Here is a 17,228-nt window from a genome sequence, read left to right as displayed (position 1 = left end):
ATAAAAAAACCCCTCTACTTATAGACAAGTAGAAGGGGTCACGTATTATACGTTGAACCGTTCTCTCATCTTTCAAAGAAAAATCTTTGGGTGATTTGGCACCTTTTCACTATGTGATGGTTGCCGGGCTTCATAGGGCACTTCCCTCCGCCGCTCTTCATAAGAGTTCGATATATTTAATGTTTTAGTAATATATTTGTTACTTTACCACGCTAATAAAGTTCAGTCAATTGATTTTTTTAACAATTCGTACAAAAATGGTACGGATTGAAAAGCATAAATCTTTTCTGTCACTTTGCCGCCATCACAAACAAGTAAACAAGGAACGCTTTCAATTTGATGTTCAATAGCAATTTGCTCCAAAAAATTAATATTTGCTTTCCCTAATTTTAAGTGAGGTAATAGTTGTTCTACAATTGACATCATTTTCGATGCCACTGCACAAGTACCACACATCGGTGTATATAAATAAAACGCAGCTTTTTCTCCCGACTGTAATGTCGTTTCCCACTGCTCTTTTGACCATTCTTTCATTCATCTCACGCAACCTTACAAAATATATTCATTATGGATTGAAAAATGTGCACGCAGTAAAATTGTCGCTAACACTTTTCGTGGTGTCGTTTCTACTTCCTTATAGGTTGGCATTGTACGTAAATGCTCTGCTTCAGGATAATGTCTGTCCATTAATGCACGTAACTTATCGCCTGAAGTATCGGCATCAAAAAAAGTGAATAGCTCACAGCCCTCATAAGGATCGAGTAGCTCTTCTAATTGATGCACTCCAATTGTTCCATTCGTACATAGTATTGTAACATTCTCGTTCAAAATTGGCTCAATTTGTAGCTTATCTGAGCGTCCTTCTACTATCAAGCATTTCCCATCGAACATTACGCCACCTCCATTTAGACATACCCACTTATACATTATTATATAATAAAAAACGCCGGTGGTTTCCGACGTTTTTTGATTATGGCTTGTCTTATTCTGCAGTCATCTCTTCGTATTGTTCTGCTGTCATAAGTTTATCAACTTCTGATGCATCAGCAGGCTCTACGACGATCATCCATGCTTTTTCATATGGTGATTCATTTACGAATTCTGGGCTATCTTCTAAATCTGCATTTACTTCCACTACAGTACCTGAGATTGGTGCATATAATTCAGAAACAGTTTTTACTGATTCTACGCTACCGAATGGATCATCTGTTTTGATTTCATCGCCAACTTGTGGAAGTTCAACGAAAACGATATCTCCTAATTCAGATTGTGCGAAGTGCGTAATACCAATACGTACTTTTCCATCTTCTACTTTTACCCATTCATGCTCTTCAGAGTAACGTAAGTCTTTCGGTGTGCTCATGCAAAAAACCCCTCCATAATTATGTAATATATTCACTTTCAGTGTGCCATACTTCTCCTATAAAAACAAGGATAAAAACGGTTATAACCAAGCTTGCTCAAAATCGGATTCTTTAAACCCTAAAGTTACTTTTTTTCCATCTGTTACGATGGGACGTTTTATTAACATACCATCCGTAGCAAGTAGCTCAAGCTGTTCTTCCTCAGTCATATCAGCTAGCTTGTCCTTCAAACCAAGGTCACGATACTTCATACCAGAAGTATTAAAAAACTTCTTCAAAGGTAGTTCACTTGCTTGCCATAAAGCTGTTATTTCATCCTTTGTTGGTGGGTGCTCTACGATATGTACCTCTTCATAGGAAACGTCATGATCATTTAACCACTTTTGTGCTTTTTTACATGTTGTACATTTTGGATAATGGAAAAATTGAATCGTCATAAAAATGCTCCTCTGCTGTCTTTTTCTGTAGTATACCATCATAATCATTTAGAATGGTGGAACTTCGCTCATTTTCGTAAGTCTATCCATTGGTTCTGTATTTTTATCCGTTACTTTCCCGAATTTATCTGGAACAAAAAAACTAGCTACCCATTTACGGATAGCTAGCGTTTTTCATACGATTAAACGATATATTTTTCTGCTTCAATTAATTTCACAGATGCTTCACGTTTCTTCGTAATTAGGTTGTATGGATTGTTACGTGTTAATTTACGTAATGCAGATAAAGTCATACGTGCTGCATCACCATCTGCGGATGCAAGAATTGTATCTTTTGCTTCTTTTTCGATTTCAGCAAATGCTTCTTGGCAGAAAATTTGAGTGTATAGCAATTTTTGATGTGCTTTTTCAACGCCATCACGTGCAACCGCTTTTTCTGTACGTAATACAGCTGATTCCATTGCAAATAATTGATTAGCGATATTAGCAATATTTACTAAAACTTCTTGCTCTTGATCTAACTTCGCACCAAAGCGTTGTGCTGCTAAGCCTGCCGCTAATACAGCAATCTTCTTGGCATTTTTCACTAAGTATTTTTCCTGAGCTAGTGGCTCTGTACCGATATCCTCCGGCATTAACATCAAAAGCTCTTGCTGTAGATTTTGCGCAACTTGTAATAATGGCAGCTCACCTTTTAGTGCCTTTTTCATAAATGTACCTGGTACAATCATGCGATTAATTTCATTTGTACCTTCAAAAATTCGATTAATACGAGAATCACGGTAAATACGCTCTACCTCATATTCAGCCATGAAGCCATAACCGCCATGTAACTGTACCGCTTCATCTGCAATATAATCTAATGTTTCTGATCCAAATACTTTAGCAATTGAGCATTCAATCGCATACTCAGCGATAGCACCTGCAATCACTTTTCCTTCCTTTTGCTCCTCTGGACTTAGCTGGCTTAAACGATCTTCAAATAAACCAACAGTACGGTAGTTTAAGGACTCTGATGCATACAATTGAGAAGCCATCGTTGATAATTTTTCTTTTGTAAGGTTGAAGTCAGAAAGCTTAGTTTTAAATTGCTGACGTTGGTTTGTATATTGTACTGCTAACTCAAATGCACGTTTCGATCCACCAATTGTTCCAACCCCAAGTTTATAGCGACCGATATTTAAAATATTGAAGGCAATGACGTGCCCACGACCGATTTCACCTAATAAATTTTCTACTGGCACTTCTGCATCTTCTAACACTAGTGTACGAGTAGATGAAGATTTAATCCCCATTTTCTTCTCTTCAGGACCCACAGAAACACCATTGAATGCACGTTCCACAATAAAGGCAGTGAACTTGTCGCCATCAATTTTAGCGTAAACAACAAAAACATCTGCAAAGCCCGCATTTGTAATCCATTGCTTTTCACCATTTAAAATATAATGTGTGCCTGCATCGTTTAGTTTCGCAGTTGTTTTTGCCCCTAAAGCATCTGAGCCTGATCCTGGCTCTGTTAATGCATAAGCAGCAATTAATTCACCTGAAGCAAGCTTCGGTAAATATTTTTTCTTTTGATCTTCGTCACCGAATAGCACGATTGGTAATGAGCCAATTCCAACGTGTGCACCATGAGTGATGGAGAAGCCACCCGCTACAGACATTTTTTCTGCAATTAATGCTGAAGAAACTTTATCTAAGCCTAGTCCTTCGTATTCTTCTGGAACATCTGCACCAAGCAAGCCTAATTCACCAGCACTTTTAAGGAGACGTACTGAATGCTCAAATTCGTGGTGCTCTAAATTTTCAACTACAGGTAAAACTTCATTTGCTACATATTCTTCTGTTGTTTTAGCAATCATTTTATGCTCATCAGTGAAATCTTCTGGTGTAAACACACGATCTAATTCCACATCTTCAATTAAAAATCCGCCGCCTTTAATGAAATCCGTTGTTTTTTCAGTCATATAAATTCCTCCCAATATATCTATTTTGATAGTCTAATCCCCTATTGAATGACGCCTCTTCAAATCTGTGATATTTGCTAGAGGCTTAATCTGTATTCAGCATCTTCTCCAGTCATATTAGAGAAGGTTTCTGACGCTACAAACCTTTTACTGAGTGAAGACAAACATATATAGAAAAGCTTGACATATACATGCTCGGAGGCAACCGGAAACAGTACACCTCAAGCTGATCTAATGAAGATTATAGAATTTCAAATACTCCAGCAGCCCCCATGCCGCCACCAATGCACATAGTTACTACACCATATTTCTTGCCTTGACGCTTTAATTCATGAATAAGTTTTAGCGTTAAAATAGCACCCGTTGCACCCAGTGGATGTCCTAATGCAATAGCTCCACCATTTACATTGACCTTTTCTTGGTCAATGCCTAAATGACGAACAACCTGTAAGGATTGGGATGCAAATGCCTCATTGATTTCCCATAAATCAATAGCATCTACTGATAAACCTGCAATTTCTAACGCTTTCGGTACCGCCACAATTGGACCAATTCCCATCACTTCAGGTGGTACACCACCTACTGCAAAGCCTAGGAATTTTGCCATTGGTGTTAAACCTTGCTTGACAGCCTCTTCGCGATCCATTACCAATACAGCTGCTGCACCATCGGAAGTTTGAGAAGCGTTCCCTGCCGTCACACTCCCCTTCACATGGAAAGCTGGACGAAGCTTCGCTAAGCCTTCAACCGATGTACCAGGACGTACACCTTCATCCATACTGAAAGTGAATTTTTTCACCTGTGGCTTATTATTTTCGTCAACATAATGTTGTTCCACTTCTATAGGTATAATCTCATCATTAAATTTACCTTCTTTGATCGCCTTTTCAGCAAGTTCATGTGAACGAACTGCAAAAGCATCTTGATCTTCTCGACTTACATTGTACTGTCGAGCTACCTCCTCAGCTGTATGCCCCATTCCCATATAATATTGTGGAGCTGTTTCTGCTAAAGTTGGATTTAAGCGGGGTGTGTTCCCCACCATTGGCACCATACTCATTGACTCGACACCACCGGCAAGAATAGCCTTTGAATGTCCTAGCATAATTCGTTCAGCTGCATAGGCAATCGCCTGCAGACCTGAAGAACAAAATCTATTTATTGTTAGAGCCGGAGTTGTATCTGGTAATCCTGCAAGTGCACCGATACTACGAGCTACATTCATCCCTTGTTCTGCTTCTGGCATAGCACAGCCTAAAATTAAATCATCTATCGGTCCCTCATAGCCTGCTCTTTTTAATGTTTCTTTGACAACGGCAGCACCAAAGTCATCTGGTCTTACTGTTGCTAAAGAACCTTTTTTTGCTTTTCCAATTGGAGTTCGTGCTCCTGCTACAATAACGGCTTCACGCATCGTATAATCCCCCTTTGTTTCATGTGCAAGTTTTGTCTATTTCGTCCATTAGTTACGAAGTGGTTTCCCTTTTAGCAGCATATGTTGCATTCTTTGCTGTGAAAGTGGATCTGCAACAAGGCTAAGGAATGCCTCACGCTCTAAATTTAATAGATACTGTTCATCGACTAATGTGCCATATGGAACCTTACCACCTGCAATAACATATGCTAGCTTTTTAGCAATTTTCAAATCATGCTTACTGATAAAGCCTGACTCATACATACCTTGCGCACCAATGAGTAATGTACCGTAGCCTGATGCACCCACCACAGGAACTTTTGTTGGCACAGGTGGTTGATAGCCTGCTTCGTAAAGCGCTATAGCTGCTTGCTTCGCATCATATAATTGATGATCTTGATTAACTGAAATCCCATCTGCGAAGTTTAAGAAGTTATTTTCACGTGCTTCCTCACCAGATGTTGAAACCTTCGCCATCGCAACTGTTTCAAATACTTTATTTGCAATATGTTGATAGTCTATCTCAACACCATTTGGTAGACCCTTTAGGAATTTTTGATAAAGCGCTTTATTACCTCCGCCGCCCGGAATCAACCCAACGCCTACTTCCACTAAGCCCATATATGTTTCCATCGTTGCCTGGATATGTGCAGCAGGTAAGCAAACCTCTGCGCCGCCACCTAATGTCATCGCAAACGGTGCCGCTACAACTGGCTTCCGTGAATATTTAATTTTTTGCATCGCATCTTGGAATGCCTTAATGACAAAATCTAGTTCAAAGATATTATCATCCTGTGCTTCTACTAAAATCATTCCTAGATTTGCTCCAACACAGAAGTTTTTCCCCTGGTTTCCAATAACTAAGCCCTTATAATTAGCTTCTACCTCGTCGATTGCAAAATTTATCATTTGAATAATATCTAAACCAATAGCATTCGACTGCGAATGAAATTCTAATAATGCAACTCCATCACCCAAGTCTATTAAACTAGCACCTGTATTAGATTTAATTACACCATGTTTTTTCTTATAGCGTTTTAAATCAATTTCCTTTTCATTAACGGGCACTTTGACATACTCCGAACCATTATAGTATGCCAAGTCACCATCTATATCTGAATAGAAAGTTTCAAATCCATTTACTAACATCTCTTTTACAAAGGCAGGTACTTCTCGACCTTCTGCCTCCATTTTTGCTACAGCTTCTTTCACGCCAATAGCATCCCAAATTTCAAATGGTCCTTGTTGCCAGCCGAAGCCCCATTTCATCGCATTATCAATAGCAACAATATCATCTGCAATTTCACCGTATAGCTGAGCAGAATAAATTAATGTAGGAGCAAATATTCCCCATAATAATTCACCCGTACGATCTTTTGCATATGTTAAAGCCTTCACTTTATTAGCCAATCCACGAGTTTGTTTCGCCATTTCAATGGAAGGTGTCTTTAATTTTTTCGCTGGACTATAGGCCAAAGTCGTTGGGTCAATTTCATGAATCTCTTTTCCTTGCTTTATGAAGAAGCCTTGGCCTGATTTGGCACCGAGCCAACCGTTCGTGACCATTTTTTGCAAAAATTCTGGGACAGCAAATACCTGTTGTTCCTCACCTGTTGTTTGATCGTAGACATTTTTAGCTACATGAATAAATGTATCTAATCCAACAACATCGAGCGTACGGAACGTTGCCGATTTAGGACGGCCAATAAGCGGACCTGTCACGGAATCTACTTCCCCAACTGAGTAACCACCTTTTAGCATTTCCTGTAACGTGATGAGTAACCCATAAGTGCCGATGCGGTTAGCAATAAAGTTAGGTGTATCCTTTGCAAGCACAACGCCCTTACCAAGCACATCTTCACCAAATGTTTTCATGAAGCTTACTACTTCAGGTGCAGTTGTATCAGCTGGAATCACCTCTAATAGTTTTAAATAGCGAGGCGGATTGAAAAAGTGTGTGCCAAGAAAATGCTTTTTAAAATCATCTGAACGTCCTTCTGCCATTGCATTAATACTAATGCCAGAGGTGTTTGAGCTAATAATTGTTCCAGGTGTACGAACAGCATCGATTTTTTCATACAGACTTTGTTTTATAGGTAAGTTTTCTACAACAACTTCAATAATCCAATCTACATCTTTTAGTTTCCCTAAATCATCTTCAAAATTGCCGACCGTTAGTAGTGATAAATTTTTCTTAGAAGTAAGTGGTGCTGGCTTTTGCTTTAATAACTTTTGCAAAGCTCCGTTTACAAGACGATTTCTTACAGCTGGGTGCTCTAAGGAAAGACCTTTTGCCTCTTCCTCCTGCGTTAGTTCCTTCGGTGCAATATCTAATAGTAATGTTGGTATACCGATATTAGCTAAATGCGCTGCAATTCCAGAGCCCATCACCCCAGAACCTAGAACAGCAGCTTTTTTAATGTTATAAGTCACAAGCAATTCCCCCTTATTCTTCCATTGAATGAATAGCCATTCATTTTTTAGTCAAAAAAATATCAAGTGTACCTTAGTGGATTTTTGTCCCTCTGCTGAATGAATATTTACTAAATTCAATAAGCACAACTAAGGTTTATCTCCATTTCAAAACATTGCTAATGAATGAAGATAAAACTACTTTTCTATTTTTAGTGTAGATTATTTTGTCTAATTTAGCAATCTTTTTTCAAGAATTAATTTTGCAATATACATCTTTTTTTGTCGTTTACGAGCTAAATGAAGACAATAAGTAGCGATGACTATAGCCAAACAGAAAACTTTCAGGATACGCGAAAAATGTGTAGAATGGTAAGCAAGGAGAGTGAATACTTAATGAAAACAATTACTACTGCAGAACAATTTAATGAATTAATCAATGGCAACCAAAAAGTACTAGTGAAATTTTACGCTGGCTGGTGCCCAGATTGTACACGTATGAACATGTTCATCGATCCAATCATTGAAGAGTATAACCAATTTGATTGGTATGAGCTAAACCGCGACGAGCTTCCAGAAATTGCAGACAAATATGATGTAATGGGCATCCCAAGTTTATTAATTTTCCAAAACGGTGAAAAGCTTGCTCACTTACACAGTGCCAATGCAAAAACACCTCAACAGGTAACTGAATTTTTATCTGCTCAATAATAATAATGAGAGCTGCATTTCTTCATGAAATGCAGCTCTTTTTGAAAGGAGATACCATTATGCGCCAACAATTGGGGCTACTCGGAAAATCACAATATGATGCTTCGATTGCAGCTAACTATCGTAATTCTGCTTGTGGCCCTACTACAATACACGTTATGTTAAATTATTTGAATGGATCTGCTCCTTCGATTAATGAGCTTTATAAACAGCTTGGTAGTACCAAAATTGGTTTGTTCAAATGGCGTTTGATTCGCAATTTACGCCGATTATATCCATCATGGGATGTTCGTACTTGTTCATTAAAAGAAGCTTTACAGGAAATTGATGCAGGGCGTCCTGTTGCTATGCGCTTTGATCGTTATTTTAGTTTTCGTTGGCGAGATCAAACCTCTACTTTCGCCTATCATTGGGTACCGCTAATTGGCTATGACATTAGAGATGATCAGCTATGGTTAATTTTTCATGATAACGGTACAGCTAATCGTGATAGCATCATTCGTCAGGCACTCTATCAACACAACGAAAAAGTATTGTCCTTTGTAAAAGTGGCCCCTCGCTAGAGCAAATATCGAATCGCCTACTATTTGCTCTCTATTCTTCTCCTTACAATAAAAAAAAGCAGAGCATATGACTATACTCTGCGATGATTGATTAAATAAGTGAATACAAAGAACGGGCATGCTTGGCAATAAGCGTGTAGCCACTCTCTTCGATCTCTTTAAATATGTGCGGCTCATAGTTTGGTAATACGAGGCTTGAAAGGTCTGCTTCAATAGGCACATCGGTTTGAATCGTTGCGAGCTCATGCGATAATTTCAGCATATCTATATTGTCTTGGATTTTAGTTCGTTGACCTGGCTTTAATTCACCGAGCGACGCTAGTACACTATCAATCGAGCCATATGTTTGAATTAATGTGAGTGCTTGCTTAGGACCAATACCTTTAACGCCTGGATAACCATCACTTGTATCTCCCATAAAAGCCTTTACTTGTGCAAACTGCGCGGGCTCAATACTATACTCCTCTTTAAAACGTCCATGTGTATAAATATCATATTCTGTGTAGCCCTTTTTCATAAAAGCAATCTCTGTAGAGGGTCTCAAAAGTTGAAGTAAATCTTTATCTCCACTAATCACAGTAATTTCAGCCTCGTCCTGCCATTTGGTAATCATAGAGCCAATTAAATCATCAGCCTCCATGCCCTTCACACCAAAATTCTGCCAGCCCATTTGTAGGGATAAATTTTTTGCCATATCAAATTGAGGCAACATTTCCTCCGGTGGCGCTGGGCGATTTGCTTTATAGCCATCAAATAAATCATTGCGGAATGTATGCGCCCCCATATCCCAGCAAACTGCCATATGTGTTGGCTTCATTAAAGATTGCGCAGTTAGTACATGTCGTACAAAGCCTTGTGCTCCATTCGTTGGTGTCCCATCCGCCAAGCGAATAAAGTGACCCATGGCAGCCGAAGCGAAAAATGAACGGAATAACAATGCCATACCGTCAACAATCAGTAGTTTTGGTTTTGTTGTCATTATAAATTTCCTCTCTATAACCGTACAAGTTTGTATAAATTTTTGATACCTATTGAATAGTATAGCAAACTTTCAACAATGAGCATTGTCAATACACGGCAATATGCTTACTTACAACGTCACTTTTCCTTTTTTTGAGATGCGATTGCGATGATCCAGCTGAATACCTGTTAGCCATTGTAAAAATGCCGTTACACCAATTTTAACGGTTTCTGGACGCAGCGTGCCTTCCTTAGGATCTGCATAGACAAAATCAATATGGCGAACCCCTTCATTTTCACCTATAAGTTTGAGGATATCAAATAATTCATAGGCTGTTAGACCACCTGGCGTGGCAGCGGGGACATCTCGTGCAAACATAATATCAAGTGCATCTAAATCCACTGAAATATAAATTCGATCAACCTCATACATTAGCTGACGTAACATTTCACGTATTGTGAGCTGAATACCATCACGTCGCATTTGCTTTAATGTAATCATATGAATGCCCTGTTCTCTTGCATAATGAATCATTTCCGGGGAATTGAAAAAACCATGCAATCCGACATTATAAATATGTCTCCCTTCCACAATCCCTGAGGCAATCAATTGATGGATTGGAGAATCTTGAGCCAGCCCAATTTCCTCTTGGTTTCTTGCATCTAAGTGTGTGTCAATTTGAATGATGCCAATACGGTCCTGCGGAAAGGCATTTTTTATTCCTTTTAATGAACATGCGGTAATGGCATGGTCTCCCCCAATCAAGCAAGTAAAACTTTTTTGAAAAGCTATACTTAAATTTTCTGCTGCCGCCTCGATGGCAGATTCAGAAAGCATTCTATCTTGTTCATGAATCGCCACATCGCCAATATCAACGACTGATAGTGCACGTAAATTTATTTGCTCATCTAAGTTATATGATTGGAAGCTAGGCCATACTTTACGAAACGCAGTTGGATATTGCGCTTTTGCAGATGCTTCTCCTGCATACGATAGCAGAGCTCCATACACAACTATATCCACATCATTTGGGTTTGGGTTTGTTTGCTGCTTAATCCATTGATGCATGGCCGATCCATTCTCTTGCTTCCATTGGCATTCCGGTTCTATAAACATATACATCTACCACCTTTATATCTTTTCTATTGAAGTTAAATTAACCTATATTTTTTCACATGTCCCTCAAATGTCCTACCCAATCTTCTCTCTATCTAATAGTACCATTCGTACATTCATCTTCGTCATTGTTTTTCACTTTTCCTCTTTTCTTTTAACTTTTCTATGGGAAACACAAAAAAGCAAACTAGAAATCAGTTTGCTTCAAATTTCACTATGAGTTGGCGATGCTACTTTTGTTGTTTGAAGTGATTTTCACAAAGTTCGGCTACCTCATACATGGAATAGCTTTGAAAATTGTATTGACTACGTAATTCTTGAAAATAAAGTAATAGCTCCTCTAGCATGGCTAAATTTTTAGCTGTATTCTCCCCAAAATTATGAGGATGCCACCATAAATGATAAAAAGCTTGGGCCTTTGCAGCCTCGAGCATACTTTCCTTTATGCGTTTTACCTTTGAGCCCTCGAATACGTGAAATGGACGAAAATAGGGTCTTAAAAAGGCACTTGAACGAATATTAATCAGTTGCTCGCCCCGCATTTCCTCCAAGGTTGCCATATGATGGCCAGTAAGATTGATATAGCTATCAAGCCATTTTTTAGCTCCCAAAAGTCTACCTTTTTTCGTAAACTTTTGAGCATCATACAATGGATGATTTTCAGTTCCTCTGTAACAAACATAGCCCGCTTCTACACATGCTTTAAAATAGTCCTTATTCACTTGATTTCTTGGAAAAACCATGGACTTCATTGGCGAAATATACCCCTCGCTTATGGTCTTTGTCGCGTCTAAATCTGCATAAAAGGCAGCTTCTGATTGACCTTTTTCCAAGCAATAATAATGAGAAAAGGTATGGCTACCTATTTCCTGATGTGGTGTACGTTTAATCTCCTCTATTAAAGATTTACCAAAATGTAAGAGGTCCTCTTGTTCGTTTTCGCCTACTTTAGCTAGCTGGCTATGTGCTGCATAGCGCATATTGTCATACTTAACAGGGATACCTCGTAAATAATGAGCCATTTCAGCCTTTGATTCTGCAAACAGGAGTCCAACTGTCGCCCATGTTGCATGAATGTCATATTGCTCAAATAACGCAAGTATGCTTGGCAAGGCTTTCCGTACACCATATAGGTTTTTATTATATTGTCCATATCGAAATACATCATGGACACCCCACTTCAGCTCAAAATCTAATGAAATAACGAGACCCCCACCATTCATGTTGCTACTTCCTCCATTTTTGCACGCCTAGTAGCAGTGCGCGTATTTTTGATTGGGTAATGTAGCCTGAGTAAACATTGACAACCTGTCCACCAAAGCTTAGTTTGAATGCACGTACATTCCGACTATCGGTTAATTCACCCATATCATATAAAACAAAACCTTGCTCCTTAAAATGAAGAAGATTATGCCAGATTAAAAAACGATTGGCATAGCGGTGTGGTCTCTTTAAATGTGGAGATATAGCTGATGCCGCACAAGTTGCTTCATAATAAGACATTGCTTTATTCTCATGTACAATATCCAGTCGATAGCATAATGTTTGTCCACAAATACTTTGAATTTCAGATAATAATAATGCTCCCTGTTTGTTGAGAAGCATGATCGTATCCATTTGAGTTTTACCAATACCCTCAAGCTTTTTTCTTTTAGCAAAATGATTATAAAATTGCTGAAAAGCTCGTAAGTTTTCGACGGACGGCTCTTTATATAAAATAACTTGATAAAATTCTTTATGTGCGCGTCGTAATATTTTACGGTTTCCTTCAGAAAGTGCTAAGTACAAAGACAGCTCATGCCCTTGAAGATCGATATGAATCGTTTCACTTTTAACAAGCTTTCGACTTGGGACAAGAGAATTAGTATAGCCTATTACTTTCATGGATTTTCGAACATTGGCTGGCTTTTCTAGAAAATAAAAATGCTGCATCGCAATATTCCACCGCTTACTTTTAATGGACAGAATGAACATCGCCCCCACTCTCCGTATTTTTTTGTACATGTTGTCGCTCAAAACGAGCTACTTTATAATGTTTCATTCGAATAATAGGTTTATAGCCTAGCTGTGCTAAGCGCTTCCGTTTTCGCCATTGCCAAAAGCTTGCCGTTACCCACAGTGTTTGTCCAGATTTGATTTTTCTGAAATAGGCCGTGATAATATCGATTTGCTTGAACATAACATAGTCTAAAAAATAAGTTTGCTTCGGTAATGCTTCAACTATTTGCAATGAATCGACACGCCAATTCGTAGCGTGTAACGCGAATGCTGGTTTATTTGTTTCCGCAAAGGAATCCTTATAAACGGTGTATCCCTTATAATAGAGAGCAATGACTTCTTCCTGATCAAGCTGCATCGCTTCCTGAATAGTCATTTCCTCAAATAAGTTGCCCACAGGTTGCTGTGGTGACACATCCTCTGCTGGAGATAATTCATAGAGCTCCACTTGCTTCAAACGAATAAACCTATCTACGAATTGTTGTCCATATTCTAGCCAATCTTTAAGCTTTCCATACTTTACTAAATAGCGGAATCGTCCAAGTTTGTTTCGCTTCCAATCTACAAATCGCTGATTACTTTTTACATATTCCTTAAGCCGCTCCTTTAGTAGCAATGAACCTGTCACTAGCCTCGCACGTCTCGTACCGCTACTGGCAAGCATACGTCTAGTAAAATCGATATTCGTACGCCAATCAAATTTATAAGGCTCATAGCCAATACTCATATCAAATAGGCGATAATTAGCAGCGAAAGTTCGCTGAATAGATTCCTGATTGACGATACGTCCCGGACCAAATACATTAAATGTCGGTTCGTGAGCAAGCGCATAGGTTACATAGCGTCCACGACAATAAAGTCCATATGTGAAAGCAATCCACTGATTTTCAAAGACAAGTGCATCGACCTCTACTTGTAGCGCCTCCCCATGAAGCATTGTTAAGCGCTCAAAAAAGTCTCTTTTCTTCCCTTTTGTAAAGTCACTCGTATCCAGTTTTTTTGCCCATCGTCGATCAAATAATCGAAACATTTGCCATAGCTCGTCCTGTGTAGGGACTCTCCTTGTTAAAGTGCCTAGCTTCCGGAGCTTTCTTTCCCGCCGATCAACACCATGCATTTTTCGGCGTTGCTGGAAATGTTGAGGAAAGTCTACCTCGGAAAAAGCGAGATATGGAGTGACCACACGGAACATACTTATTCGTAACTGTCTTTCCACGAAATATTGTTCGATGACTTTAGTAGACTCTTTACTTTCCAATAAGCCATGCAGTGAAAAAATGACGTGCCGATGTTTTTTAAGAAGCTCATCGAACACAAAGGTCGTTGTGTCCATTAACCATTCTTTTTTGGCAACAACGCCTGTATAATTGGCAATACTTTCACCTGCGAAGGTATACACCCTAATCCCCCATCGACTAGTCACCGTAAAGGGGAAAAAGGCCAAAATGATTCCTTCATGTTCCACAGCGAAGAGCTCTACTCGGTCTTTACGCCCTACTATTTGCCACCAATTATAAAACCAAGCAAATTCAATAAACGGATTATCATTGTCCTCTTCCTCTAAAATGCCATCCCAAATTTCCTTGTACCACATGAGCTCATCATCTGTTCTAATACGTATTAATTGCAATTCAATCCCCTTTCTTTACGAGTTCTGAAACAGCTTGCTGATAGACCATTAATGTTTTTTGATACATCGGAGTAAACGTAAAATGCTGTAAGTAACGTCGTTCGCTCGCATTACCCATTTTTTTACTTAAGGCAGCATCCATTAATAAATGATGGAGCCTCAGCTTCAATAATTCTTTATCCTCACGCTCCACTAAAAAACCATTGTCATGATCCACCACTAACTCTTTAACACCACCCACATTTGTAGCAACTATAGGGAGACCTATACGCATCGCTTCAATAATAGAGATGGGCAAACCCTCCCAATCTGACAACAAAACAAACACATCACTTTTCTCCAAATAGCTGTGTACGTCTAATTGATCACCCAAAAATGTTATGCGATCTGTTAAATTATGCTGTGCAACAAATTCTTCTAAAGCTGGTCGTAGAGAACCATCTCCAATCAATTGAAGCTGCCATGGAACATCTGTCAGTTCTGCTAATACCTCCAGCAATAGATCCTGTCTTTTTGGCACTTCAAAACGAGCAACCATCACTATGACTGGCTGCTCCGTAAAGGTCTTTTCTGTTGATGAATGACTGTCTATTGGGGCAATACCATTATGAATAGTTAGCAGTTTATGAGCTGGAGCAACCTTTTTCATGAGGGCTAGCTCCCGATCATAATCAGATACCGTTATAATTTTTGAGGTGAATCGTTGAACTGATTTTTCCATTCGATAATAAAGCACCTGTTTCTTTTGAGGAACACCTTCTGTAAAGCTCCAACTATGTGCGGTAAAAACAGTTGGGATACGCAGTAAACTTCCCACTATACGACCTATCACACCTGCCTTGGAGGAATGTGTGGCAACCACATCAGGTTGTATGCTTTTGAAGACGGCTCTTAATTGTAAAAATGCTTGGAAATCCTTTGTTAGATGAATAGCACGTTGCATAGCTGGAATAGGAATAACTGTAATTTTTTCCTCTTGTAAGCGCCAAAGGGATGGCTGATAGGAGCCTGTCACGACAGTCACTTCATGACCATCTTGCTTGAGCTGGATCGCTAAAGCCTCCACATGCTTTTGTGCTCCACCGATTTTATCCATTCGTGTAATGAGCTGAACAATTTTCAGTACGGCCACTCCCCATCATTTAATAGGCACCCGTTCTTGCTACTACTACATAAAGAGTTTTCAAAACAATTTGGACATCCATCCAAAAGGAGTAATGATCCACATATTCAATGTCATATGAAATTTTTTGACCATGGGAAATATTAGAACGGCCGTTAATCTGGGCAAGACCTGTTAAACCTGGTTTTACCTCTAGTCTCCTGGCCTGTAAATTGTTATAGGCATTTGTTATGGTTGGAACCTCCGGACGAGGCCCCACAATGCTCATTTCTCCTTTTAATACATTTAACAACTGAGGAATTTCATCAATACTTAGCTTTCGAAGGACAGCACCTACTTTGGTAATCCGTGTATCCTGTTCTACTTTAAAAAAATAGTCGTCTGGAATACCATTGGTACATATAGCTGGCATATTGACTGGAACTGCCTGTATACACATTGTGCGTAGCTTCCAAATAACAAAGCGGTGATGATCGAGGCCAGTTCGTATTTGTTTAAAAAAAATGGGGCGACCCGTTGAGATGAGTAAAATGAGGAATACAGCTAGCATTAGAGGAATTGTCATAAAAAGTAATAATAATGCCCCGATAATATCAAATATTCTTTTGCCATACTGACCATAGAATGTGAGATTCTTAGTTGTCGGAACGTGCACTTCACCATCCTTTGCATTTTTTTACTACTTAACACTATATATTCATTTTGAACATTTCTAGAACTATTTTAAGAAAAGTGCTTCTAGATGAAAAAAAGGAGTTATAACAGCTGCACTTGCTGAATAACTCCTTTTTTCTTATTATATGCAAGCTCCTAAAATTTGGGCATCACATTCGATTACTACATTGCCTTTTAATGCCTTGCTAATCATACAAGTTTGTTCCGCTTTTTGTGCGAAGCGAGCAATTTTTGTTTCAAGTTGCTCTGTTAAATTGGCCGCTACTATTGTAGGCTTATGAACAATTTTTTCATACGTAAACACACCATTTACTACACTGACATACCCTTCAGACTGCAGGGATAAATCGTGAACAGCCACTTCTGATCTTTCGAGAAGAGCAGCTAATGTAATTAAATAACAAGTTGCTGAAGCCCCTAATAACATTTCATCCGGATTGGTACCAATGCCTGGTCCATCCATCTCCTGAGGAATAGAAATTTGCGTTTTCAGATTGCTAGCATTGATTGTTCCCGTACCATTTCTTCCATCCGACCAAGTTAAGTCCATTGTAAATTTATGCTGAACCATTTTATATCCTCCTTTACGTACATATGACCATGAAGAAAAATGCCCATTCTTCAAAGAAGACGAGCAGTTATCCATCAATAAAGATAAGCAAGACGCTTGAACGTTAATAGCGCATCCACTTTCGATACGGCTGTCTCTAACTCTACCACATTCTAAAAAGTATGCTCGAATAAGCGTTCCGTTTTAAAATAGGAATATTTTACTTTACCAAACAAAAACTAACTATTATTTTACAAAAAACAATGTGACAAATTTTATGGTAGAATAGAATAAATAATTCTTTAGG

Annotated in this window: 17 protein-coding genes and 1 riboswitch; of the genes, 2 read left to right on the top strand and 15 right to left on the bottom strand. The window is 38.9% G+C overall.

Going from position 1 to position 17,228, the window contains the following annotated elements; translation table 11 throughout:
- Positions 1–62: 62 nt before the first annotated feature.
- Positions 63–166: riboswitch (SAM riboswitch) on the bottom strand.
- A 56-nt stretch (positions 167–222) separates the two neighbouring features.
- The 7 genes from PI85_RS14160 to PI85_RS14130 all read right to left on the bottom strand — a co-directional run bounded on the left by PI85_RS14160 (position 223) and on the right by PI85_RS14130 (position 7,615).
- On the bottom strand, positions 223–534 hold the full coding sequence (locus PI85_RS14160) for a thioredoxin family protein (RefSeq protein ID WP_036120004.1): 312 nt from the start codon (positions 532–534) through the stop codon (positions 223–225).
- Positions 535–549: 15 nt separating this feature from the next.
- Positions 550–891, bottom strand: coding sequence for a TOPRIM domain-containing protein (locus PI85_RS14155; RefSeq protein WP_036120007.1), 342 nt, complete (start codon positions 889–891; stop codon positions 550–552).
- Between the two features lie 91 nt (positions 892–982).
- A complete protein-coding gene (gene gcvH / locus PI85_RS14150; protein WP_025116632.1) occupies positions 983–1,363 on the bottom strand; it encodes a glycine cleavage system protein GcvH in 381 nt (126 codons plus the stop codon).
- 81 nt (positions 1,364–1,444) lie between these two features.
- On the bottom strand, positions 1,445–1,801 hold the full coding sequence (locus PI85_RS14145) for an arsenate reductase family protein (RefSeq protein WP_036120009.1): 357 nt from the start codon (positions 1,799–1,801) through the stop codon (positions 1,445–1,447).
- 182 nt (positions 1,802–1,983) lie between these two features.
- Complete coding sequence (locus PI85_RS14140; RefSeq protein WP_036120012.1) at positions 1,984–3,768, bottom strand: acyl-CoA dehydrogenase family protein; 1,785 nt, start codon at positions 3,766–3,768, stop codon at positions 1,984–1,986.
- A 241-nt stretch (positions 3,769–4,009) separates the two neighbouring features.
- Complete coding sequence (locus tag PI85_RS14135) at positions 4,010–5,182, bottom strand: acetyl-CoA C-acetyltransferase (RefSeq protein WP_036120015.1); 1,173 nt, start codon at positions 5,180–5,182, stop codon at positions 4,010–4,012.
- A 48-nt stretch (positions 5,183–5,230) separates the two neighbouring features.
- Positions 5,231–7,615 (bottom strand): 3-hydroxyacyl-CoA dehydrogenase/enoyl-CoA hydratase family protein, encoded by a 2,385-nt coding sequence (locus PI85_RS14130; protein WP_036120018.1) that lies wholly within the window; start codon positions 7,613–7,615, stop codon positions 5,231–5,233.
- A gap of 375 nt (positions 7,616–7,990) precedes the next feature.
- On the opposite strand from PI85_RS14130, the gene PI85_RS14125 reads away from it, so the two are divergent.
- Positions 7,991–8,305, top strand: a complete 315-nt coding sequence (locus tag PI85_RS14125) for a thioredoxin family protein (RefSeq protein ID WP_036120021.1) — start codon at positions 7,991–7,993, stop codon at positions 8,303–8,305.
- 59 nt (positions 8,306–8,364) lie between these two features.
- Positions 8,365–8,868, top strand: a complete 504-nt coding sequence (locus tag PI85_RS14120) for a C39 family peptidase (protein ID WP_036120023.1) — start codon at positions 8,365–8,367, stop codon at positions 8,866–8,868.
- Positions 8,869–8,959: 91 nt separating this feature from the next.
- On the opposite strand, the gene PI85_RS14115 is transcribed toward PI85_RS14120, so the two are convergent.
- From PI85_RS14115 to PI85_RS14080, 8 genes are all read right to left on the bottom strand, one after another.
- Positions 8,960–9,847: a 5'-3' exonuclease gene (locus PI85_RS14115; RefSeq protein WP_036120025.1), complete on the bottom strand. Its 888-nt coding sequence runs from the start codon at positions 9,845–9,847 to the stop codon at positions 8,960–8,962.
- Between the two features lie 111 nt (positions 9,848–9,958).
- On the bottom strand, positions 9,959–10,951 hold the full coding sequence (locus PI85_RS14110) for an agmatinase family protein (RefSeq protein WP_036120029.1): 993 nt from the start codon (positions 10,949–10,951) through the stop codon (positions 9,959–9,961).
- 224 nt (positions 10,952–11,175) lie between these two features.
- Entirely contained in the window at positions 11,176–12,168 is a 993-nt protein-coding gene (locus tag PI85_RS14105; RefSeq protein WP_036120032.1) for a polysaccharide deacetylase family protein, read from the bottom strand.
- Between the two features lie 4 nt (positions 12,169–12,172).
- Positions 12,173–12,919 (bottom strand): hypothetical protein, encoded by a 747-nt coding sequence (locus PI85_RS14100; RefSeq protein WP_233301506.1) that lies wholly within the window; start codon positions 12,917–12,919, stop codon positions 12,173–12,175.
- Positions 12,900–14,573, bottom strand: coding sequence for a GNAT family N-acetyltransferase (locus tag PI85_RS14095; RefSeq protein WP_036120035.1), 1,674 nt, complete (start codon positions 14,571–14,573; stop codon positions 12,900–12,902). The genes PI85_RS14100 and PI85_RS14095 overlap by 20 nt, the downstream gene beginning before the upstream one ends.
- A 1-nt stretch (position 14,574) precedes the next feature.
- Positions 14,575–15,705, bottom strand: a complete 1,131-nt coding sequence (locus PI85_RS14090) for a glycosyltransferase family 4 protein (RefSeq protein WP_036120038.1) — start codon at positions 15,703–15,705, stop codon at positions 14,575–14,577.
- A gap of 10 nt (positions 15,706–15,715) precedes the next feature.
- Positions 15,716–16,351, bottom strand: coding sequence for a sugar transferase (locus PI85_RS14085; RefSeq protein WP_008179979.1), 636 nt, complete (start codon positions 16,349–16,351; stop codon positions 15,716–15,718).
- Positions 16,352–16,492: 141 nt separating this feature from the next.
- Complete coding sequence (locus PI85_RS14080) at positions 16,493–16,942, bottom strand: SACOL1771 family peroxiredoxin (RefSeq protein WP_036120041.1); 450 nt, start codon at positions 16,940–16,942, stop codon at positions 16,493–16,495.
- Positions 16,943–17,228 lie beyond the last annotated feature (286 nt).

It is taken from the genome of Lysinibacillus sp. A1, assembly GCF_000801965.1.
Classification (GTDB): Bacteria; Bacillota; Bacilli; order Bacillales_A; family Planococcaceae; genus Lysinibacillus; species Lysinibacillus fusiformis.
This window is presented reverse-complemented; position numbering and strand designations above follow the sequence as displayed.

Excerpts from the sequence above, each read along its gene's own strand:
- PI85_RS14140 (WP_036120012.1), bottom strand. The coding sequence starts at position 3,768 with ATGACTGAAAAAACAACGGATTTCATTAAAGGCGGCGGATTTTTAATT.
- PI85_RS14155 (WP_036120007.1), bottom strand. The coding sequence starts at position 891 with ATGTTCGATGGGAAATGCTTGATAGTAGAAGGACGCTCAGATAAGCTA.
- PI85_RS14100 (WP_233301506.1), bottom strand. The coding sequence starts at position 12,919 with ATGTTCATTCTGTCCATTAAAAGTAAGCGGTGGAATATTGCGATGCAG.
- PI85_RS14105 (WP_036120032.1), bottom strand. The coding sequence starts at position 12,168 with ATGAATGGTGGGGGTCTCGTTATTTCATTAGATTTTGAGCTGAAGTGG.
- PI85_RS14125 (WP_036120021.1), top strand. The coding sequence starts at position 7,991 with ATGAAAACAATTACTACTGCAGAACAATTTAATGAATTAATCAATGGC.
- PI85_RS14115 (WP_036120025.1), bottom strand. The coding sequence starts at position 9,847 with ATGACAACAAAACCAAAACTACTGATTGTTGACGGTATGGCATTGTTA.
- PI85_RS14080 (WP_036120041.1), bottom strand. The coding sequence starts at position 16,942 with ATGGTTCAGCATAAATTTACAATGGACTTAACTTGGTCGGATGGAAGA.
- PI85_RS14160 (WP_036120004.1), bottom strand. The coding sequence starts at position 534 with ATGAAAGAATGGTCAAAAGAGCAGTGGGAAACGACATTACAGTCGGGA.
- PI85_RS14120 (WP_036120023.1), top strand. The coding sequence starts at position 8,365 with ATGCGCCAACAATTGGGGCTACTCGGAAAATCACAATATGATGCTTCG.
- gcvH (WP_025116632.1), bottom strand. The coding sequence starts at position 1,363 with ATGAGCACACCGAAAGACTTACGTTACTCTGAAGAGCATGAATGGGTA.
- PI85_RS14145 (WP_036120009.1), bottom strand. The coding sequence starts at position 1,801 with ATGACGATTCAATTTTTCCATTATCCAAAATGTACAACATGTAAAAAA.
- PI85_RS14110 (WP_036120029.1), bottom strand. The coding sequence starts at position 10,951 with ATGTATATGTTTATAGAACCGGAATGCCAATGGAAGCAAGAGAATGGA.
- PI85_RS14135 (WP_036120015.1), bottom strand. The coding sequence starts at position 5,182 with ATGCGTGAAGCCGTTATTGTAGCAGGAGCACGAACTCCAATTGGAAAA.